9 protein-coding genes are annotated in these 22,170 nt (G+C 71.9%); 7 read left to right on the plus strand and 2 right to left on the minus strand.

The window, feature by feature from the left end; genetic code table 11:
• Window positions 1-42: 42 nt before the first annotated feature.
• The 5 genes from DEJ49_RS27540 to DEJ49_RS27560 all read left to right on the plus strand — a co-directional run bounded on the left by DEJ49_RS27540 (window position 43) and on the right by DEJ49_RS27560 (window position 16,635).
• Window positions 43-882, plus strand: coding sequence for an ABC transporter ATP-binding protein (locus DEJ49_RS27540; protein ID WP_150186597.1), 840 nt, complete (start codon window positions 43-45; stop codon window positions 880-882).
• Between the two features lie 111 nt (window positions 883-993).
• Window positions 994-2,043: an iron-siderophore ABC transporter substrate-binding protein gene (locus DEJ49_RS27545; RefSeq protein ID WP_150186598.1), complete on the plus strand. Its 1,050-nt coding sequence runs from the start codon at window positions 994-996 to the stop codon at window positions 2,041-2,043.
• Window positions 2,044-2,095: 52 nt separating this feature from the next.
• Window positions 2,096-3,892 carry an ABC transporter ATP-binding protein gene (locus DEJ49_RS27550; RefSeq protein ID WP_150186599.1) on the plus strand — a complete coding sequence of 599 codons (1,797 nt, stop codon included), beginning with the start codon at window positions 2,096-2,098 and terminating at the stop codon, window positions 3,890-3,892.
• 58 nt (window positions 3,893-3,950) lie between these two features.
• Window positions 3,951-14,945 carry a non-ribosomal peptide synthetase gene (locus tag DEJ49_RS27555; RefSeq protein ID WP_150186600.1) on the plus strand — a complete coding sequence of 3,665 codons (10,995 nt, stop codon included), beginning with the start codon at window positions 3,951-3,953 and terminating at the stop codon, window positions 14,943-14,945.
• Between the two features lies 1 nt (window position 14,946).
• Window positions 14,947-16,635 carry an ABC transporter ATP-binding protein gene (locus tag DEJ49_RS27560; protein ID WP_150186601.1) on the plus strand — a complete coding sequence of 563 codons (1,689 nt, stop codon included), beginning with the start codon at window positions 14,947-14,949 and terminating at the stop codon, window positions 16,633-16,635.
• A 21-nt stretch (window positions 16,636-16,656) separates the two neighbouring features.
• Here the strand turns inward: DEJ49_RS27560 and DEJ49_RS27565 are convergent, their stop codons facing one another.
• Window positions 16,657-17,763 (minus strand): alpha/beta hydrolase-fold protein, encoded by a 1,107-nt coding sequence (locus tag DEJ49_RS27565; protein WP_150186602.1) that lies wholly within the window; start codon window positions 17,761-17,763, stop codon window positions 16,657-16,659.
• A gap of 92 nt (window positions 17,764-17,855) precedes the next feature.
• On the opposite strand from DEJ49_RS27565, the gene DEJ49_RS27570 reads away from it, so the two are divergent.
• Together DEJ49_RS27570 and DEJ49_RS27575 are read left to right on the plus strand one after the other, a co-directional pair.
• The gene (locus DEJ49_RS27570) at window positions 17,856-18,068 is read left to right on the plus strand and encodes an MbtH family protein (RefSeq protein ID WP_150186603.1); all 213 of its coding nucleotides are present in this window, start codon (window positions 17,856-17,858) and stop codon (window positions 18,066-18,068) included.
• A 63-nt stretch (window positions 18,069-18,131) separates the two neighbouring features.
• Window positions 18,132-19,709: an amidohydrolase gene (locus DEJ49_RS27575; protein ID WP_150186604.1), complete on the plus strand. Its 1,578-nt coding sequence runs from the start codon at window positions 18,132-18,134 to the stop codon at window positions 19,707-19,709.
• On the opposite strand, the gene helR is transcribed toward DEJ49_RS27575, so the two are convergent.
• The gene (helR, locus tag DEJ49_RS27580) at window positions 19,696-21,957 is read right to left on the minus strand and encodes an RNA polymerase recycling motor ATPase HelR (protein WP_150188503.1); all 2,262 of its coding nucleotides are present in this window, start codon (window positions 21,955-21,957) and stop codon (window positions 19,696-19,698) included. The two genes, DEJ49_RS27575 and helR, sit on opposite strands and share 14 nt — an antisense overlap.
• Window positions 21,958-22,170 lie beyond the last annotated feature (213 nt).

Consider the following 22,170-nt stretch of genomic DNA (forward strand, 5'->3'; position numbering starts at 1 on the left):
AGCTGGTACAAAGGTGAGGCAAACCTAATATTAGGGGGGCTTGTGGTCGCTCAGTACATCACCGAGATCGAGCCGGCGGTCCAGGACACCGCGCGGCTCGCCGCCAGGGGCGTCTCGGTCGGATACGGCAGCCGTACCGTCATCGACGATCTCGACGTGTCCATCCCGCCCGGAGTGATCACGACGATCATCGGCCCCAACGGGTGCGGCAAATCGACCCTGTTGCGCACCCTGACGCGGCTGCTGAAACCGGTCAGCGGCTCGGTCGTGCTGGACGGCCAGGACATCGTCAAGCTCAAGACCCGTGACGTGGCGAAGAAGCTGGGGCTGCTGCCGCAGACGCCGGTCGCGCCGGAGGGCCTCACGGTGGCCGATCTGGTCGCCAGGGGCCGTCACCCGCACCAGAGTTGGCTGCGTCAGTGGTCGTCGGACGACGCCGGTGTCGTGGAGCGCGCGCTGGCCATGACCGGCGTCTCCGACCTGGCCGACCGCCCCGTCGACTCGCTCTCCGGCGGTCAGCGCCAGCGCGTCTGGATCTCCATGACCCTGGCGCAGGGCACCGACCTGCTGCTCCTCGACGAGCCCACCACGTACCTGGACCTGGCGCACGCGATCGACGTACTCGACCTGGTCGACGATCTGCACGAGTCGGGGCGCACCGTGGTCATGGTGCTGCACGATCTCAATCTGGCCACGCGGTACAGCGACCACCTCGTCGTGATGAAGGCGGGTGCGATCCTTGCGCAGGGGCACCCGCGCGACGTGATCACGGCGGAGCTGCTGCAGGAGGCGTTCGGGCTGCGCGCCCGGGTCGTCGACGACCCGGTGGGCGACCGCCCGCTGATCGTGCCGATCGGCCGTACGCACGTCCAACTCGACTGACCCCACTGCGAAGCGGTTCGGTAAGGCTAGGCTAACCTCATCTCTGCAGGATAAGGTTTGGCTGCCCTGAGTCCGGGGCGCAGCGGTCAGCGCGACAGCAAGGGAATGCGGATGCTCCTCCACCGAACGACGCTCACGAAGCCCCGGCGGCTGGCGGCCGTACTGACCGCCACGGCGCTCGGTGTCGGCCTCCTCGCTGGCTGTGGTTCCGACTCGGACGACAAGGCGGACGACAACGCCCCGGCGGCCGCCGCCGGCGGTACGTTCCCGGTCACCGTGGAGCACGCGTTCGGGTCCACGAAGGTCACCGAGGCCCCCAAGCGCGTCGTCACCGTCGGCTACACCGACGACCAGACCGCCCTGGCCCTCGGCACCAAGCCGGTCGGCATGGTCGACCAGTACCCGAACCCGGAGGGCAAGTCCCCCGACATCAACACCCAGTGGCCTTGGGTGAAGGACAAGTGGGGCGACACCAAGCCCGACGTCATCATGAAGAACGGCGACTCCGGCCCGAACTACGAGAAGATCGCCGCCCTGCGCCCGGACCTGATCATCGCGGTGTACTCCGAGATCGACAAGGCCGCCTACGACAAGCTCTCGCAGATCGCCCCGACGGTGGGCCGCACCAAGGGCGAGAAGGAGCTCTTCAGCGCCCCCTGGCAGGACAACGCGGTGCACATCGCCAAGGCGCTCGGCAAGGAGGACGAGGGCAAGAAGCTCGTCGAGGGCATCGAGGACAAGCTCGCCGAGGCGAAGAAGTCGCACCCGAAGTTCGCGGACCAGACCTCCGTCGCCCTGTCCTGGTACAAGGACTCCATCAACCCGTTCACCTCGAAGGACGTCCGCGGACGGCTCCTGACGGGCATGGGCTTCACGTACCAGACGAAGATCGACAAGATCGCCGGCGGCAAGTTCTCCACCGAACTCTCGCCCGAGCGCACCGACCTGGTCGACGTCGACCGCATCGTCGTCATCAACGACAAGGCCGACACCGCCGCGCTGAAGAAGTTCAAGCTGTTCGCCAACCTGGACGCCGTGAAGAAGGGCAACGTGTCCTACCTCCTGGACAGCGAGGGCCCGGCGGTCGGTGCCGCGATGTCGCAGGGCACCGTCCTGTCCCTCCCGTACGCGATCGACGAGCTCGTCAAGTCGGTCGAGTAGCGATGACGTTCCCCTTGCCCCGTCCCCGTCCCCGGCTCGACTTGGTCTTCGTGTGAGCATCACCGAAACACCCACCACCGCAACACCCCCCGCGACGCTGCGCACCGCGTCCGGACGCGAGGCCACCCGGTGGGTCTCGGCCCACTGCCGCGAAGTCCCGTGGCTGACGACGGCCACCGTGTTCACCACGGTGGCCGGGGCGGCGCTCCAAGTGCTCCCCGTGCTGCTCCTCGGCCGGGTGGTCGACGGAGTGGTCGAGGGGGAGGGGCGCTCGGTCCTCGTCACGATCGGCGTCCTGATGGGCGTCGCCGCGCTGCTCGGCGCGGTGGCCACCGCGGCCTCGACGTATCTGATCGGGCGCCTCGGCGCGGACCTGCTCGCGCGGCTGCGGGAGGGCGCCGTCCGCGCGGTGCTCGGCATGCCGAGCGCGCGGATCGAGCAGGTCGGCCGCGGAGACGTGCTCTCCCGGGTCGGCGACGACGTGGCCGTGCTGTCCAAGGGCATCCGCACGGCCATCCCCACCGTGTTCTCGGCGGGCGTGCTGGTCCTCATCGCCACGGTCGGCATGTTCGGCCTGGACTGGCGGCTCGGCCTCGCGGGCGCCGCCGCGCTTCCCGCGTACGCGCTGGCCCTGCGCTGGTACCTGCCGCGCTCCGCCCCGCTCTACCGCAAGCAGCGGATGGCCCAGGCCGACCGCGCCCAGGCGCTGATCAGCGGCCTCAACGGCATCGACACAGTCCGCGCGTACCGCCTGGAGGACGACGTCCGGGAGAAGGTCACCGCGGAGTCCTGGCGGGTGCGCAACCTCGGGATCGACGTGTTCCGGTTCTTCGGCCGGTTCGTGGGCCGCGAGAACCGAGCCGAGTTCATCGGGCTCGTCCTCATCCTCGTGGTGGGATACGCCCTGCTGGAGGCCGACGCCGCCAGCCTCGGCGAGGTGTCGGCGGCCCCGCTGATGTTCCACCGCCTGTTCACCCCGCTCGGCGCCATCATGTTCACCTTCGACGAGGCGCAGAAGTCGGGCGCGAGCCTGACCCGTCTGGTCGGGGTGCTGGGGGAGTCCGCCGAGGAGCGGCTGGTGGGCGACACGTCCGTCGCCGTGGCCGACGCCGTGCCGCACCAAGTGACGGTGCAGGGGCTGACGTTCACCTATCCGGGCGCCGACGAACCGGTGCTCAGGGACGTCGACCTGACGATCACGGCCGGCGGTTCGCTGGCGCTCGTGGGCGCGACGGGTGCCGGCAAGTCGACGCTGGCCGCGCTGATCGCGGGCATCGGGACTCCGCAGACGGGTTCGGTGCGCATCGGCGCGCACGACCTGGGCGGTCTCGACGAGGCCGGGGCGCGGGCCCTGGTGAGCATCCTGACGCAGGAGACGCACGTCTTCTCGGGACCGCTCGCCGACGACCTGCGGCTCGCGGCACCGGAGGCGACCGACGCCGAACTCATGGACGCGCTGCGCACGGTGGGCGCCTACGACTGGGTCGAGGCGCTGCCGGAGGGCCTGCACACCACGGTCGGCGAAGGCGGTGAGCGCCTGGACGTCACGAAGATCGCGCAGATCGCGCTGGCCCGCCTCGTCCTCGGCAGGGCGCCGGTCGTCGTGCTCGACGAGTCGACCGCGGAGGCGGGCAGCGAGGGCGCGGCGGAGCTGGAGCGTGCCGTGCTGGCCGCGTGCGCGGGCCGTACGACGCTGTTCGTGGCGCACCGGCTCACGCAGGCGATGGCCGCGGACCGGATCGCCGTGCTGGACGCGGGGCGTGTGGTGGAGCAGGGCACTCACGACGAGTTGGTGGCTCTGGGCGGCCGGTACGCGCGTCTGTGGCGGGCCTGGCGAGAGGGTAGTTAGGCAAGCCTAATTTAGGTTAGCCTAACTGCGATTACCTGAAAGGGACGCTGTGTCTTCGATGATGGAACCGAGCACTCGCCTCGTGCTGCTCTCCCCCGACCGCCTGGCCGATGTGCGTCGGCGTGCCGGCGACTACTCCGACCGGACCATCGCCGAGGCCTGCGCCATCGGCCTGTCGTACTGGGCGACCGGCCGCAGCCCCGAAGGCATCGAGCTCGCGCCGGGCACGCTCTTCGCGGACGTCCTCGGCTGGGTCGACAACGGCGGTACGGGGCCCGGCAGTCGGGAAGCAGGCAGCCACGAAGCCGGCGCCCGCGAGGCAGGCGCCCAAGGCTGGCATGTCCCTGTCCCCGACGGCGTCGATCCCGAGGAGGCGCAGCTCGCACTCGACGACCTCGCCGACTTCCCCGACCGGCCCCTCGGCACCGTCGCCCCGGTCGACGCGGAGGCGCGCCTCAAGATCCTCGCCGAGTGGAACGACACCGGCGCGGACCGGGCCCGCCCCACCATCGTCGAGATGTTCCGCGAACAGGCCCGCACCAGGCCCGACGCCGTCGCCATCGTCGACGAGCACCGCTCCCTGACCTACCGTGAGGCGGCCGAACGCTCCGCCCAGCTGGCCCACCATCTCCTCTCCCGCGGCCTCGCCCCCGAACAGGTCGTCGGCATCTCGCTCGGCCGCTCCGCCGACATGGTCGTCGGCCTCCTCGCCGTACTGCAGGCGGGCTGCGCCTTCGTACCGCTCGACCCGCAGTGGCCCGCCGCGCGCCGCTCCGTCGTCATCGAGGACGCCCGCGTCGTCCTGCAGCTCAACTCCTCGGGCGAGCACGACCCGCAGGAGCCGGAAGCCGTCGCCGTCGACCTCGCCGACTGGGCGTTCGGCTCCCTGCCCGCCACGGCACCCGGCGTCTCCGTGGACGGCGACTCACTCGCGTACGTGATCTTCACATCCGGCTCGACCGGGCGGCCCAAGGGCGCGATGATCCGGCACGCGGCGATCAGCGAGCGGCTGCTCTGGCAGGTCGACGAGATCCTGCACTTCGGCCACGACGACGCGTCCCTGTTCAAGGCGCCGCTGTCGTTCGACATCTCCATCAACGAGATCTTCCTGCCGCTGGTCAGCGGCGGCCGCCTCGTCGTCCTGCGGACCGGCGGCGAACGCGACCCGCACCACCTGCTGAGCGTCATCGCCGAGCAGCGCGTCACCTTCACGTACCTCGTGTCGTCCATGCTGGACGTGCTCCTGGAGATGGCGGGCGACTCCGGCCGCCTCGACAGTCTGCGCCACGTCTGGTGCGGCGGCGAGGTGCTCACGCCCGAGCTGTACGAGCGGTTCCGCACTCGGCTCGCCATCCCGATGTACCACGGCTACGGCCCCGCCGAGACGACGATCGGTGTCTCGCACGTCATCTACCGGGGCGAGGCCGAGCGCCTCTCCACCTCCATCGGCAGGGCCAACCCCAACACCCAGCTGTACGTCCTCGACGACGAGCTGCGCCCGGTCCCGGTCGGTGTGGGCGGCGAACTGTACGCGGGCGGCCTCCTCCTGGGGCGCGGCTACGTCAACGCGCCCGGCCTGACCGCCTCCCGCTTCATCGCCAACCCCTTCGCCTCGGACGGGTCCCGGCTCTACCGCACCGGCGACCTGGCACGGTTCGCGCCCGACGGAACCCTGGACTTCCTCGGCCGCGCCGACAACCAGATCAAGATCCGCGGCATGCGCCTGGAGATCGAGGACGTCGAGGTCGGCCTCGCCGAACACCCGCGCGTACGCCACACCTGCGTCGTCGCCAAGAAGAACACGGCAGGCGGCACCTACCTCGTGGGATACGTGATCCCCGCGGCCGGCAGCGAGGACCTGCGGGCCGACGAGGTCAAGGCGTGGGCCGTCGACCACATGGTCGAGTACATGGTCCCCACCCACATCGTCGTGATGGACGCGTTCCCGCTCACCGCGAACGGCAAGCTCGACCGCAAGGCACTGCCCGAGCCCGCCGCCACGACCGGCGCGGTCGCCCCGCCCACCACCGAGAACGAGCGCGTGGTCTGCGCGGCGGTCGCCGCGGTCCTCCAGCTCGACGAGGTCGGCGTCGACCAGGACTTCTTCCAGCTCGGCGGCGACAGCATCCTCACCATCTCGCTGCTGAGCGCGCTCCGAGAGGCCGGGCTCTACGTCACGGCACGGCAGATCTTCACCCACAGCGTCGTCGGCGCCCTGGCCGCCGTCGCGAGTCGAGAGGACGTCTCCACCGTCGACCACGGCGACGTCGCGACCGGCGCCGTCGTCGGCTCGCCCATCGTGCAGTGGCTCGGCGAGACCACCGACGCCGTCGACGGCTTCGTCCAGTCGGTCGTCCTCAACACCCCCGCGGAACTCACCGCCGAGGCGCTCGACGAGATACTCGGCGCCGTCCTCGGACGGCACGACATGCTGCGCGCGAAACTCGTGCGCGGCGACCGCTGGAGCTTCGACATCCCGGAGGCCGACCGCGCCGCCGCCCCCGTGTGGCAGGAGAGCGACCGGCCGCTGGAGGCGTGCGTCGAGCTCGCCACCGACGGGCTCGACCCGGACGGCGGAGTGATGTTCCGCGCGGTCTGGCGCCGCGCCGACAACCAACTCGTGATCGTCGTCCACCACGTGGTGATCGACGGCGTGTCCTGGCGGGTCCTGATGGAGGACCTGGCCACGGCGTGGCGCCAGTGCTCCTCCGGCGCACCCGTCGAACTGCCCCCGGTCGGCACGTCGTTCCGGCGCTGGACGCAGCTTCTGGAGCGCGCGGACTTCACGGCGGACCTCACCTACTTCCAGCGGCCCCTGCCGGGCACCGACCAGCCGGTGGGCCGGCGCGCCCTGACCGCCGCCGACACCGTCGCACGCGAGCGGATCCGAACCGTCTCCGTCGGCCCCGAGGTCACGGCCGCCCTCCTCGGCGAGATCCCCGCCAAGTTCCACGCGGGCGTCAACGACGTGCTCCTCACCGGCCTCGCCGTCGCCCTCGCCCGGTGGCGCCGCGACCTCGGGCAGGACCAGACGTTCGCGCACATCGAGCTGGAGGGCCACGGCCGCGAGGGCGGGTACGTGGCGGACGCCGCGGGCTTCGAGCCGGAACTCTCGCGCACGGTGGGCTGGTTCACGACCCTCTTCCCGGTGACCGTCGACCCCGGCACCGCCCCCGACCTCACCGATCCCGCGTACCTCGCCGCCGCCCTCAAGGCGGTCAAGGAAGACCTGTCCCACGTACCGAGTAACGGCATCTCCTACGGCGCCCTGCGCTACCTGAACGACACGCGGTTCGACGCCCCCGCCCCCCAGGTGCTCTTCAACTACCTGGGCCGCTTCGACGCGGGCGCCTCGGGCGACTGGCAGCTCACGGGCGCCACCGGCCAGCTCGGCGAGAAGCGCGACCCGGACATGCGCCTGCCGCGCGCCCTGGAGTTCAACGCCATCGCCGAACCCGCCTCGGCCGGCGGCGAGTACGAACTCGTCACCACCGTCTCCTGGCCCGACGGCATGTTCACCGTCGAGGACATCGCGACGCTCGGCGGCTACTTCCGCGTCGCCCTGGCCGGTCTCGCCGCGCTCGACGAGGGCGGCCACACCCCCAGCGACTTCCCCTTGGTGCCGCTCACCCAGGCCGACGTCGACAGCCTGGACGGCCCGGCGCTGCGGGACATCCTGCCGCTGACCCCGCTGCAGGAAGGCCTGTACTTCCACTCGGTCTTCGACGACGACTCGGCGGGTGCCTACGTAGAGCAGCAACTCCTCACCCTTGAGGGGGAGGTGGACGCGGACCGGCTCGCCGCCGCCGCGACCCGGCTGCTCACGCTCTACCCGAACCTCGCCGCGCGCTTCACGGCCCTCGCCGACGGCCGCGTGGTCTCCGTCCTGGAGAACGGCGTCCAGGCGCCCTTCACGACGGTGGACCGCCCCGGCATCACCGATGCCGAGATACGCGACCTCGCCGAGCGGGACCGGCGCGCCGGGTTCGACCTGGCCACCGGGCCCTTGATGCGCTACACGCTCGTCCGCGCGGGCGACGAGCGCACGGTCCTGGTGCAGACCGTGCACCACATCATCGCCGACGGCTGGTCCGTGCCGCCGATGCTGCGCGCGCTGCTCGCCGAGTACCACGCGCCGGGCACCGTGTACCCCGTCGGCGGCTTCCCCGACTACGTGCACTGGCTCGCCGGACGGGACGACGACGAGAGCGACCGGGTGTGGGGCGAGGAGCTGGCCGGGCTGCCGGGGTCCTCCCTGGTCGCCGAGGGCCACACTCCGTCGGACCGGTTCGCCGACACGGCCGTCGAGGCTCAGCACGACGTCGACGCGGCCGTCCGGACCGCCGGTGTGCCGCTGAGCGTCGCCGTGCACAGCGCGTGGGCCGTGACCCTGGGCGGCATCCTGCACTCCGACGACGTGGTGTTCGGCTCCACGGTGTCCGGGCGCGACGCGGACGTGCCCGGCATCGGCGACATGGTGGGCCTGTTCATCAACACGATCCCCGTACGGGCCCGTTGGTCCGGCTCGACCACGGCGGGGGACCTGCTCGCCCGGGTGCGGGAGCACCAGAGCGCCGTCCTGCCGCACCAGCACGTCTCGCTGGCGCGGATCGGCCGCCAGGCGGGCGCGGGGCCGCTCTTCGACACCCTCGTGGTGTTCGACGTCGCGACCGATGTGGACGGCCTGCGGACCCCCGACGCCGAGCTCGTCATCACCGACATCGTCAACGAGGGCGCCCCGCACTACCCGCTCACCCTCGTCGTGGAGCGCGCCCTCGACGGACGCCCCCGCTTCAACCTGATCTACGACGGCGAGCTCCTCGGTGAGAGCACCGCCCAGGGCATCCTGCGCACCTTCACGCGGGCCCTCGACGGCCTCCTGACGCGTCCGGACGCTCTCGTCGGCGACCTGGTACCCGAGGGGGACCGGAGGCCCGCACGCGTCGCGCAGGAGACTTTGGGCGGCCTCTTCGACGCCGCCGCGCGCCGTGACCCGGCGGCCACCGCCGTCACCCAGTGCGCGCTCGACGGCGGCACGAGGTCGCTGACGTACGGCGAACTGGCCGACGCCAAAAGCGAATTGGCGGTGGGGCTGCGCGCCGCCGGGGTCGGCCCCGGCAAGCGCGTCGCCGTCGCCGTCCCGCGCTCCGTGGAGCAGGTCGTCGCGCTCGTCGCGATCGTCTCCGCGGGCGGTGCCTACGTACCGCTGGACCTGGCCTACCCGGACGAGCGCCTGGAGTACATCCTCGCCGACGCCTCCCCGCAGGTCGTCCTCGTCGACCGCGAGCAGCGCGACCGCTTCACCGGGCTCCTGGAGCGGGCGGGCGTACCGGCCCGCGTGCTCGTCCAGGGCGAGGAACTGCCGCGGGACACGGACGAGTCCGCCGACGAGGCCCGCCCGCACGATCCCGCGTACGTCATCTACACGTCCGGCTCGACCGGCCGCCCCAAGGGCGTCGTCGTACCGCACTCCAGCGTGGTCACCCTGCTCGCCAACACCCGGCCTGACATGGGCTTCGGGCCGCACGACGTGTGGGTGCAGTTCCACTCCTTCTCCTTCGACTTCGCGGTCTGGGAGCTCTGGGGCGCGCTGGCGCACGGCGGTGAGCTGCTCGTGCCCGAGTACGGCCTGACCCGCTCCCCGGTCGACTTCCACCGGCTCGTCCGCGAGCGCGGTGTGACCGTGCTCAACCAAACACCGTCGGCGTTCTACCAGTTCATCGAGGCGGACCGGCACGCCGGCGAACCGCTCCCCGCGCTACGGAAGATCATCTTCGGTGGCGAGGCGCTCGACCTCGGGCGGCTGCGCGGCTGGGTCGAGCGGCACGGCACGGCGGCGCCCGAGCTGGTCAACATGTACGGCATCACCGAGACGACCGTGCACGTCACGCACCGGGTGCTGACCGACGCCGACTTCACCCGTGGCCAGGACGTCAGCCCCATCGGCGGTCCGATCCCCGGTCTCGTCACCCATCTGCTCGACGACCGGCTCCGGCCCGTGCCGCCGGGTCGCGTCGGTGCCATCTATGTGGCGGGCGACCAGGTGTCGCTCGGCTACCTCGGCAGGTCCGGCCTGACCGCGGGCCGTTTCGTGGCGAATCCGTTCACCGACGACGGCTCCCGCATGTACCACACGGGCGACCTCGCCCGCCGTACGCTCGACGGCGAGCTGGAGTTCGTGGGCCGCGCCGACGACCAGGTCCAGCTCAAGGGCTTCCGCATCGAGCTCGGCGAGGTCGAGTCCGCGCTGCGCGAGCTGGACGGCGTGGTCGATGTGGCCGTCACCGTCGCTGACAGCGGCGATCACCTCGTCGCGCACGTCGTGGGCCGCGTCCCTGGCGACCTCGCGGGCCTGCTCGCCGCGAAGCTGCCCGTGCACATGGTGCCGAGCCGGGTCCTGACGGTCGACGCGCTGCCGCTCACCGTCAACGGCAAGCTGGACCGCAAGGCACTGGTCGAACGCGCCGCGCACGAGGACGACGCTTCCGCCGCCGTCGCGAGCGATTCCGCGCTCACGTCGCTGGTCGGCATCTTCGCGGAGGCGCTGCCCGGGTCCGCCGCCGTGGACGAGGACACCGACTTCTTCATGGCGGGCGGCGACAGCATCGTCGCCATCACCGTGATCAACCGCGCCAGGGCGCTCGGACTGCCGATCGCGCCGCGCGACGTCTTCCTGTTCAGGACGCCGCGCGCGCTCGCCGAGCACGTGGGTTCGAGCACGCCGCAGGCCAAGGCGCCCGCTCCCACCCGCCACGAGGACGGTCCTCTCACGCCGACGCCGATCATCCTGCGCCAGCGCGAACTGGGCGGCTCCCTCGACCGGTTCGTCCAGGCCAGGACCCTGTCGGCGCCCGAGGGCACCGGCTTCGCCGACGCCGAGCGCGCCGCGAACGCCGTCGTGGCCGCCCACCCGGCCCTGCGGACGCGACTGCGCGTCGAGCACGGCGTGTGGGCGCTGCGCACCGAACCCGCCCGCGAGGTCACCGTCGCCCGCACGGACGCCGACGCCTCGACGGCCGCGGACGAGGCCGCCGGACGGCTCGACCCCACCACCGGCGACGTCGTGGCGTTCTCGTGGCTGGAGGCGACCCGCACCCTCGTCGTCACCGTGCACCACATCGCCGTCGACGCCGTGTCCTGGCTGGTCCTCCTCGACGACCTGGCCACCGCCATGCGCGGCGCGGACCTGGCGCCGCCGACCACGTCCTACGCCGAGTACGCCGACGCGCTCACGCTCGGCGCCGCCTCCGACGAGGTGATCGGCGGCCTCCCGCACTGGATCACCACCCTCGACGCGCCCCCGCTGCTGCCCGGCGCCGACACCGGCAACCTGCGCGAGACCACCGTCGTCCTGCCGCCCGAGGCCGGCGACCGCCTCACCCGCACCGCGCCCGCCGCCCTCGGCGTCGGCCTCACCGAGCTGCTGTGCGGCGCGCTCCGCACCGCCCTGACCCACGTACAGCCGACGCCCACCGACCTCGCGGTCGAGCTGGAGCGGCACGGACGGGTCGCCCTCTACGAAGAGCACGACTACACGCGCACAGTGGGCTGGTTCACCTCCATCGCGCCCGTACGGCTCACCGCGCACACCGACCCCGTCGCCGCCGCGCGCGAGGTCGCCGAGCGCCAGCCGGACGAGCGCGGGCACATCGCGTACGGACAGCTGAAGTACCTCAACCCGCAGACCGCGCCGCTGCTCACCGGCCGCCCTCAGGTCCTCTTCAACTACCTGGGCCGTGGCAGCGAGTCGCAGGCGGTGCACGTCACCGGAGGCGACCAGGGCAGCCCGTACGCCGTCGAGGTCAACGCCTGGACCGACGACGCCACCGGCAGCCTGCACGCCGTCTTCACCCTCGCCGACGGCATCCCCGACGCCGTCGCCGAGCACTGGCTCGCCGCCCTGGAGCGCGTCGCCGACGCCTCCGCGTCCGCCGAGCGCACCGCGCCGGTCACCCCGCTGCAGCGAGGCCTGTTCTTCCAGGCGCAGCTGGCGGGCGCGGCCGGGCACTATGTGGCGCAGAGCTGGTTCACCTTCGACCGGCGCCTGGATGCCGATGCGCTGGCCGAGGCCATGGCGCACGTCATCGCACGGCACCCGGTCGTCGGCGCCGGCTTCACCACCGACGACGACGGCAACCCGGTCCAGGTCCTCAAGGCAGGACGGCGCGTCGACGTCCGCACGGTCGAGCTCGCGGACGACGCGGAGGTCGAGGAGTTCCGTACCCGCGACCGTGACGCCGGATTCGACCCGGCCGACGCGCCGCTCATCCGCCTCACCGTGGTCCGCCTGCCCGGCGGCCACGACGGACTGCTGCTCAGCTACCACTTGCTGCTGTGGGACGGCTGGTCCCGCGAGATCGTGCTGCGGGACCTGTTCGACGCGTACGAGGCCGTGGTGGCGGGCGAGCCGTTCGACTCGGCCCCGGCCACGCCGAGCTTCGAGGAGTACGCCAGGGCGCTCGACGCCAAGGACTCCGCCGTGGCGGAACGTTTCTGGGCGGAGCACCTGGCGGGCGTCCCGGGCCCGACCCTGCTCGCCGGACCCGCGCCGACGCTCTCGCAGGACCTGCCGCCCGCGCTCGTGCACCGGTTGACCGCCGAACAGTCCGACCTCCTGAAGGACGCGGCCAAACAGCACGGCGTCACGCTGAACGCCGTCCTCACCGGCGCGTTCGGCCTCCTCCTCGGCGCCCACACGGGCCGCAGCGACGCGGTGTTCGGCGTGACCGTGTCGGGCCGGGACGGCGAGGGACTCTCCGACGTCGTCGGCGTGCTCCTCAACACCGTGCCGACCTGGACGAAGGCGCGGCCCGACGACACCGTCGGCGGCTACCTGTCGGCCGTACAGGCGGCCAGGGTCGAGGCGATGGAGCACGAGCACCTCGGGCTCGGCGAGATCCAGCGCGCCAGCGGACACGACACCCTGTTCGACAACCTGTTCGTGCTCCAGAACTTCCTGGACATGGACGCCTTCGCCGAGATGAACGCCCGGCATGGCATCACCTCGGTGAAGGCCGACGACTCCACGCACTATCCGTTCACGTGGGTCGTGACGCCCGGCGACCGGCTCACGGTCAAGCTGGAGCACCGCTACGGAGACACCGATTACGCCCGCCGCCTCCTCGACGACTACGTACGCGTACTCGACGACCTGGCCCGTGCGACAGGCCCCCTCGGCGCGCTCCCCGGCCTCGGCCGCGCCCCCGAGCCCGCCGAGCGCACGGACGTCGGCACGGACACCGTCGTCGACCGGTTCGACCGGGCGGCCGAACGGGACCCCGAGCGCGTCGCCCTCGTCGCGCACGGCTCGACGATGACCTTCGCCCAACTGCGGGACCGCAGCCGCGCGGTGGCCGGTGTGCTCGCCGGGCGCGGTCTCGGCCCCGAGACGACCGTGGGGCTCGCGATTCCGCGCTCCCTCGACTCGATCGTGGCGCTGTTCGCGGTGCTGCGCGTCGGTGCCGCGTACGTACCGCTGGAGCTCGACCACCCGGACGAACGGATCGCGGCGATCGTCGAGGACGCCCGCCCCGACGCGATCCTCACGGTGAGCGCGGTCTCGCCGCGGCTGACCGGCACCGTGGCCGACGCCGGCGGTCTGATCGAGCTGGACCGTCCGCTTCCGGCCGCCGAACCGTTCGTCACGTTCACCCCCGACGACCCGGACCGGCTGCGCCACCCCGCGTACACGATCTACACCTCCGGGTCGACCGGCAAGCCCAAGGGCGTGGTGACCGAGTACGCCGGACTCACCAACATGCTCGTCAACCACCAGCGGCGGATCTTCGAACCGGTCCTCGCCGAGCACGGCCACCGGACCTTCCGGATCGCGCACACCGTGTCCTTCGCCTTCGACATGTCGTGGGAGGAGCTCCTGTGGCTCGCCGACGGACACGAAGTGCACATCTGCGACGAGGAGCTGCGCCGCGACGCGCCCGGCCTCGTCGAGTACTGCCTGGAGCACGGGATCGACGTCATCAACGTGACCCCGACGTACGCGCAGCAGCTGGTGGCCGAGGGCCTGCTCGACCAGCCGGAGCGACGCCCGGCGCTCGTGCTGCTCGGCGGCGAGGCCGTCACGCCGACGCTGTGGCAGCGGCTCGCCGAGACGGAGGGCACGGTCGGCTACAACCTGTACGGGCCCACCGAGTACACGATCAACACCCTCGGCGTCGGCACCTTCGAGTGCCAGGACCCGGTGGTGGGCGTGCCCATCGACAACACCGACGTGTACGTCCTCGACCCGTGGCTGCGGCCGCTGCCCGACGGTGTCCCCGGCGAGCTGTACGTGTCGGGCGTCGGCATCGCGCGCGGCTACCTCGGCCAGTGCGCGCAGACCGCGCACCGCTTCGTGGCCTGCCCGTTCGGTGCCCCCGGCGAGCGCATGTACCGCACCGGAGACCTGGTGTTCCGCAGGCCCGACGGGAACCTGACGTACCTGGGCCGCACCGACCAGCAGGTCAAGATCCGTGGCCACCGCGTCGAACTCGGCGAGGTCGAGGCCGCGTTCGCCGGGCACCCGGCGGTGCGGTTCGCCGCCGCGGTCGCCCAGCCGGACCCGCAGGTCGACGGCGCGTACCGGCTCGCCGCCTATCTGGTGCTCGACGGCGCCGACCTGGCTGCCGTCGCCGCCGAGGTGGGCACGGGCCTGCCGGACTTCCTGCGCCCGACGCACTACGCCGAGGTCGACAGCATCCCGCTGACCGTGAACGGAAAGGCGGACACCAAGGCGCTGCCGGAGGCCAAGCCCCTCGGCGCGCTGACCACGTCGGGGGAGCGCGGTCCGGAGACCGAGACGGAGACCGTGGTCTGCGAGTTCTTCGCCGAAGCACTGGACCTCGACGACGACGAGGTGAGCGCGGTGAGTGACTTCGTGTCCCTCGGAGGACACTCGATGCTGGCGGTACGGCTGATCGGGCTGCTCCGCCGCGAGTACGGTCCTGTGATCACCATCCGAGACCTCTTCACCCTGCGAACCCCGGAAGCGATTGCCCGCCATCTCGATGAAGACAACGACAACGCCGACAACGCCGACGACTCCGTCGGCTCCTGACATGAAGCCGCCCCGACCGGGATCCGACATCCTCCGGACCGCTCTGCGCCGCAACATCGGCGCGATGGTCCTCGGCACCGTCCTCATGGGCCTGTACCAGGCCGGTGAGACGGCGTTCCCCATCGCGCTCGGCATGATCGTCGAGCACACGATGCGGGACGACAGGACCCTCGGCGCGCTCGCGGTCTCCATCGGCGCGCTCGCCGTGATCATCACGACGGTCTCGCTGTCGTGGCGGTTCGGGATGCGCGTCCTGCAGAAGGCCAACACGACCGAGGCGCACCGCTGGCGCGTGAAGGTCGCCGCCTGCGGGCTCCAGCCGGTGGCCAGGGACGTCGACCTCAAGTCCGGCGAGGTCCTGACCATCGCCACCGAGGACGCCGACCAGACCGCCGACATCATCGAGGTGGTGCCGCTCCTGATCAGCTCGCTGGTCGCGGTGCTCGTCGCGGCGGTCGCGCTCGGCATGGCCGACTACCGGCTCGGGCTGCTCGTGATCGTGGGCACCGTCGCGATCCTGTCGATCCTCAGCGTGATGTCGAAGCGGATCGGGTCCAGCACGCGCGAGCAGCAGGCCCGGGTCGCGCGGGCCGGCGCGAAGGTCGCCGACCTGATCAGCGGCCTGCGCCCGCTGCACGGCTTCGGCGGCAACCACGCGGCGTTCCGCTCCTACCGGACCGTCAGCTCGGAGGCCAAGCACCAGGCGGTCACCGTCGCCAAGGTCAACGGCGTGTACGCGGGCACGGCCCAGGCCCTCAACGCGGTCCTCGCGGCCGCGGTGACCCTGACGGCGGGCTGGCTGGCCTTCGACGGCGGCATCACCATCGGCGAACTCGTCATGGCCGTCGGCCTGGCGCAGTTCATCATGGAACCCCTGAAGATGTTCTCGGAGATGCCCAAGTACGTGATGATCGCGCGGGCGTCGGCCGAGCGGATGGCGCTGGTCCTCGGCGCGCCGCCGGTGACGGAACCCGGGCGGGGGCGCCCGGCCGCGGGCGGGGGCCTGGAGATCGACTGCGTCCGGTACGGGTCGCTGCGCGAGCTGAAGTTCACGGTGGCGGCGGGCGAGTTCGTGGCGATCGCCGGGTACCAGCCGCGCGCGGTCGCCGATCTGGCGGCGATCCTCGCGATGAACGTGCCGCCGGACGCGTACGAGGGAGTGGTGCGGGTCAGCGGCCAGGAGATGGCGGACCTCTCGGTCGAGGCGGTCCGCGAGCACATCCTGGTGAACCCGTACGACGGGGAGATCTTCGCCGGCACCCTCCGCTCGAACATCGACCCCTCGGGCACCAGCCGGACGATCTCCGAGGCCGTCGAGGCGTCCATGCTCACCGACGTGGTCGCCCTCCACCGCGAAGGCCTCGACTACGGAGTGCGCGATCGGGGAGCCAACCTCTCCGGAGGACAGCGTCAGCGCCTCTCCCTGGCCCGCGCGCTGGCCGCCGACACGGACGTCCTCGTCCTGCACAATCCGACGACGGCCGTCGACGCGGTCACCGAACAGCTCATCGCGCGGAACGTCGCCGAGCTGCGCCGGGGCCGTACGACCGTCGTCATCACCAGCAGCCCGGCGATGCTGGACGCCGCCGACCGCGTCCTCGTCCTGGACGACGGCGTCATCACCGCGGAGGACAGCCACCGCAACCTGCTCGCCTCCGACGAGGCCTACTGCGCGGCGGTGGCGAGGTGACGGGCCGCGTCGAGATGTCCGTCAGGAGAGGGCCCAGGCGACGTCCCTGAGGAGGGCGTGCCGCCAGCCCGCGCGGTCGTGGCCGGCGGCCGCCCGCGAGATCCGTACGGTCGCACCGGCCTCCTTGACCAGCGTCTCGGTCAGCTCGCAGTGCGGGAGCATCCGCGGCTCGTGCTCGCCGAGGTCGAACGCGATGCGCAGGCCGGACAGGTCGGGGCGCTCCGCGCGCAGCCGCGCGGCGACGGTCCCGCCGACCGGGCCGCCCAGCGGATCCTCCGACGCCATGGCGTCGGGCGTCCACCAGAACGACGGTGACTGACACGCCACACGGGACACCAGGTCGGGGAAGTCCAGCGCCGCGTACATCGCGCTGAGCCCGCCGAGGCTCTGCCCGGCGACCACCAGACGCTCCGGGTCCGCGTGCACGCCGCTCCCGGCCACCAGAGGCAGCAGCTCGTCCCGTACCGCCTCCCACAGCGCCGGATCGCACCCGAACTCGCCCAGCCTGTCTTTGGACGGCAGGAAGACGAGGGTGACCGGCTCCATCTCACCCGCGGCGACGGCGGATTCGAAGGCGGTCATGGCCGGGTGCAGGTAGAGCCAGTCGTCCCCGTCGAGCAGCAGCACCAGCGGGCCGCCGCCGGCCACCGCGTGGACGCGCACGGTGCGCCGCCCGCCGAGCCGCTCACTGGCCCACCGGATCCGGGTGCCGGGCAGGGGGAGCGTGTCGTCGGCCCCGACGGCCGGCCAGTGGGGCTGGGCGGGGGCATCGGGGGTCGCGGCGATGGAGCGGTCGCCGCCGGCGCCGTGCGGGTTGAGCGGGTCGGCGTACGCCTCGTCGCCCACCAGGAATCGGTAGGTCACGCGCAGCCGCCGAGGCATGCGTACTTCGGCGTACCAACAGTCCGTGTCGGCCCATTGGGTCAGCCGCACGGGGTCCGACCAGCTCTCGAAGTCGACGCGGGGGGACGGTCCGTGCCCGCGCCAGAGGAACAGGGTCCGCCAACCGCCGTCGTCTGCGGGTACGGAGACGGGGCTCCGGGCAGCCGACCAGAAGGCTTCGGTGCCGGGTCCGCCGGACAGTCCGTACTCGGCGAAGGCGTTCCCGGTGTCGGCCGCGGGGCGCATCAACGTCTCCTTGTGAGAGGGAAGGGAGTAAGGCTAAGCTCGCATTAATTTAGGGGAGCCTAACCTAATCATCCTGACGGAGGCACTGACACATGAGCACCAACCCCTTCGACGACCCCGACGGCCGCTTCCTGGTCCTGGTGAACGACGAGGGGCAGCACTCGCTCTGGCCGTCCTTCGCCGAGGTGCCCGGCGGCTGGACGACCGCCTTCGGCGAGGACTCGCGGGACGCCTGCCTGGAGTACATCGAGACCAACTGGACGGATCTGCGGCCGCGTTCCCTCGTGGCGTCGGTGGAGGGCTGACCGCACCTCTTCGGCGCGTGATGAGGCCCTTCTTAAGAGGCACCTTTCAAGGAGGCCCCTTTGGTGCTCTGCAAGAGGCTGACGAACGCCCGCTTCCTCACCATGGATCCGGACCACCCCGTCGCCCACGACCTGGGCATCCTGCGGGGCCGGATCGCGGGCCTCGACGCGGCCGTGACCTCCCGGCCCGCGCGCGAGGTGATCGATCTGCGGGGCGCCACCGTGCTGCCCGGCTTCATCGACGCCCACGTGCATCTCGCCTGGACCGGGCTCAAGGAGGGCACCCCGAGCATCGCGGGCCGCACCCGCGTCGACGACGTACTCGCCGTCGTGGCGGCGGCCGCGGCCCGCGAACGCTCGCCCGGCTCCTGGCTGAGCATCGCCGGATACGACCAGCGGGCCCTCGGCCGCCATCTGACCGCCGCCGAACTGGACACGGTCAGCGGGGGCCACAAGGTCTACGTCCTGCACGAGTCCGGACACGGCTGCGTGGTCAACTCCGCCGTCCTGGACCTGCTCCCGCCCGGCACCCCGCACGAGAACGGCTTCCTCGCCGAGGGCGCGATGGGCGCCGCCCGCGCGCTGCGCCTGCCGTACTCCCAGCGCGAACTGGCCGAGGCGATCGGACGGGCCGCCCGCACCTGCCTGGCCGAAGGCGTCACCGCCTGCGCCGAGGCGGGCATCGGCGGCACCCTGTTCGGCCACAGCCCGGTCGAGCTCGGCGCCTACCAACTCGCCCGCGACGAAGGGCTGCTCCCGCTGCGCGTGCAGCTGATGGTGGCCGCGGAACGCCTCCGCCCGGTCGCAGCGCACGAGGACGACGGCTTCCCCAGAGCCCTCGACCTGGGCCTGCGCACCGGCTTCGGCGACGACTGGCTCTCCGTGGGCGCGCTGAAGGTGTACACCGACGGCGGCATGATGGCCCGGACGGCCGCGCTCAGCAGACCGTACGAAGGACTCGGCCACGCGGGTCAGTTGCAGGACGACCCGGCCGCGCTCACCGACCTGATTGTCGACGGGCACCTGGCGGGCTGGCAGCTCGCCGTCCACGCCATCGGCGACCGCGCGGCCGACCTCGCCCTGGACGCGCTGGAACGGGCCCAGCGCCTCCGCCCGCGGCCCACCGCACGGCACCGCATCGAACACGCGGGCCTGATCCGCCCCGACCAGCTCGCGCGGTTCGCGCGGCTCGGCGTCAGCGCGGTCGTCCAGCCCACCTTCCTGCACAGCTTCGGCGACGACTACGCCGCGATCATGGGCGAGGAGCGGGCGCCCTGGCTCTACCGCGGCCGCGCCTTCCTGGACCACGGCATCCCACTGGTCGGCAGCTCCGACCGGCCCGTCACGGACGGCGCCCCGCTGCGGGCCGTCCAGTTCATGGTCGAGCGCGCGTCCGGGTCGGGCCGGGTGATCGGCCCGGACGAGGGCATCACCGTCGACGAGGCCCTGTACGCCTACACGGTGGCCGGTGCCCGCGCCTGCCACTGGGAGGACGCGTTGGGCACCCTCACCCCGGGCAAGCGCGCCGACCTGGTGGTGCTCGGCGACGACCCCCGACGTGTCGACACGTCACGCATCGGCGACATCGACGTGGTGGCGACGTACGTGGAGGGACGCGAGGTGGCCCCTAGGAGCTCGTGAGGACCACGAGTTGCCGCGTCGCGCGGGTCATCGCCACATAGCGGTCGACCGCGCCTTCGACGCCCTCGCCGAACGTCTCCGGGTCGACGAGGACGACCAGGTCGAACTCGAGCCCCTTCGACAGCTCCGGGGTGAGGGACCGTACGCGCGACGGGACCTGGTACCGCTCCCGGAACTTCTCGTGGAAGGCCCGGTCGCCGATGACGCAGGCGACGCCGTCGGCGTGCTCGTCGAGCCAGGTGCCGAGGACCGAGTCCAGTTCGGCGACCGACCCGTGGGCGACGGGAATGCCGCTGCTGCGGATGGACGTCGGGACGTTGGCGTCGGGGATCTCGGCACGGATGACCGGCTCGGCCTCCGCCATGACCTCTTCGGGCGTGCGGTAGTTGATGCTGAGGGCGGCCATGGTGACCCGGTCGATCCCGGCCCGCGCGAGCCGCTCCTCCCACGACTCGGTGAAGCCGTGCCTCGCCTGGGCGCGGTCGCCGACGACGGTGAAACTCCGCGACGGGCAGCGCAGCAACAGCATCTGCCACTCAGCGTCGGTCAGTTCCTGCGCCTCGTCCACGACGACGTGCACGAACGGCCCCGCGAGCCGGTCCGGGTCCTCCGCGGGCAGCGCGCTCCCGTCGATCAGCGTGTCCTGGAGGTCCTTGCCGCGCAGCATCCGCACCGCGCCCTCGCTGTCGTCACCGGCCGAGGAGAAGTCGGCGGCCGAGAGGATCTCGTCGATGACACCGGACATGCGCTCGCGTTCGGCGGCGACGGCGGCATCGTGGCGCCGCTTGCGCCGCGCCGCCTCCGGGTCGCCGAGCCGCTGCCGCGCGGCGTCCAGGAGCGGCAGATCGGACACGGTCCAGGCCTGCGGGGCTTCCTTGCGCTGCAGCCGCGCGACCTCGTCCCGGTCGAGCAGGGGCGCGCACATCCGCAGGTACGCGGGGACCGTCCACAGGTCGGACACGAGGTCCGCGGCGTCGATCAGAGGCCACGCGCGGTGGAGCGTCGTGACCAGCTCCCTGTCCTGGCGCAGCGCCCGCAGGAACGTCTCGGCGGAGACATCGCCGTCGTGCGTCTCCATGTCCTCGTCCAGGCCGAGCTTGTCCATGAGGATCGTGGCCAGCTCCTCCCAGATCAGCTCCCGCGCCTCGTTGTGCGGGGTGCCGGGGCCCGGCGCCCGGAAGGCCTCGGCCCAGTCGTCGGCGCTCACCCGGACGTCGGCCCAGGGCGTGGAGACCGTGTACGCGTCCGTGGGCGGCTCCTCGTAGAACCGGACGGCCTTCTCGATCGCCCGCACCATGTCCGCGGTCGACTTCAGGCGTGCCACGTCCGGGTCGCTCTCGGGGACGGCCGCTGCGCCCTCGGGGACCAGGTCGCGCAAGGTGCAGGTCTGTACGCCCTCCTCGCCGAGGCTGGGCAGGACGTCGGCGACGTACCCCAGGTAGGGCTCGTGCGGACCGACGAAGAGCACTCCGCCGCCGCGGCGATGCCGGCCGAGCCGGGGGTCGGAGTAGAGCAGGTACGCGGAACGGTGCAGGGCGACGACGGTCTTGCCCGTGCCGGGCCCGCCGTCGACGACGAGCGCCCCGCGTGAGCCCGCGCGGATGATCGCGTCCTGGTCGGACTGGATGGTGCCGAGCACGTCGCGCATCCGGGCCGAACGGTTGCCGCCCAGGCTGGCGATGAAGGCGGACTGGTCGTCCAGCGCGGCGTGGTGTTCGAGGCCGTCCGCGGTGAAGACCTCGTCCCAGTAGTCGCTGATCCGGCCGCCGGTCCAGCGGTACCTGCGGCGGCTCGCCAGCCCCATCGGGTTGGCGTGGGTCGCCGCGAAGAACGGTTCGGCGGCGGGCGAACGCCAGTCGACGAGCAGTCGGCGGCCCTCGCTGTCGGTGAGGCCGAGACGGCCGATGTACAGGGGTTCGGCGTCGGTGCCGTCCTTGCCGTCCTTGTCGTTCTTGTCGTTCTTGACGTCCACGACGTCGACGCGTCCCAGGCAGAGGTCGAGACCGAAACGGCGCAGGGCGCGCAGCCGGCTGCTCACCCGGTGGATCTCCGAGTCACGGTCCATGGCCTCCCGGCCGATGCCGCCGGGCGCCTTGCGGAGGGTGTCGAGACGGTCGGAGAGCTCGGCGACGGTCTGGTCGAGACACTCCGCGATCGCCGCGAAGTGCCGCTCGTCGCGGGCGATCAGCGCCGGCTCGGCCTTGGGCGAGAGATTGGCGGGCAGGTTGAACGCGCTGCTGCTGGTCAGGGGGGTCTCCGATGTCCGCGAAGCTGGGGTGGGCCAGTGATTCTGCGGGACGGAGGGGGCCTTGCCGCAAGCCCCCCTGTGGGCTATAACTTGAGAGTGGCAAGAGGTGGGTTTTCCCTCTTGCCTTTGTTGTGTCCGGACGGGATGTCCGACCCGCCCCTTCTTCAAGTTCCTTCCTCCCTGGCCCTGGCCGTTCTGTGCCGACTGGACTCG

Origin of the sequence: Streptomyces venezuelae (assembly GCF_008642335.1) — a bacterium.
GTDB lineage: Bacteria > Actinomycetota > Actinomycetes > Streptomycetales > Streptomycetaceae > Streptomyces > Streptomyces venezuelae_F.

Coding starts and splice junctions, on each gene's coding strand:
- DEJ49_RS27545 (WP_150186598.1), top strand. CDS start 994: ATGCTCCTCCACCGAACGACGCTCACGAAGCCCCGGCGGCTGGCGGCC.
- DEJ49_RS27555 (WP_150186600.1), top strand. CDS start 3,951: ATGATGGAACCGAGCACTCGCCTCGTGCTGCTCTCCCCCGACCGCCTG.
- DEJ49_RS27560 (WP_150186601.1), top strand. CDS start 14,947: ATGAAGCCGCCCCGACCGGGATCCGACATCCTCCGGACCGCTCTGCGC.
- DEJ49_RS27565 (WP_150186602.1), bottom strand. CDS start 17,763: ATGCGCCCCGCGGCCGACACCGGGAACGCCTTCGCCGAGTACGGACTG.
- DEJ49_RS27570 (WP_150186603.1), top strand. CDS start 17,856: ATGAGCACCAACCCCTTCGACGACCCCGACGGCCGCTTCCTGGTCCTG.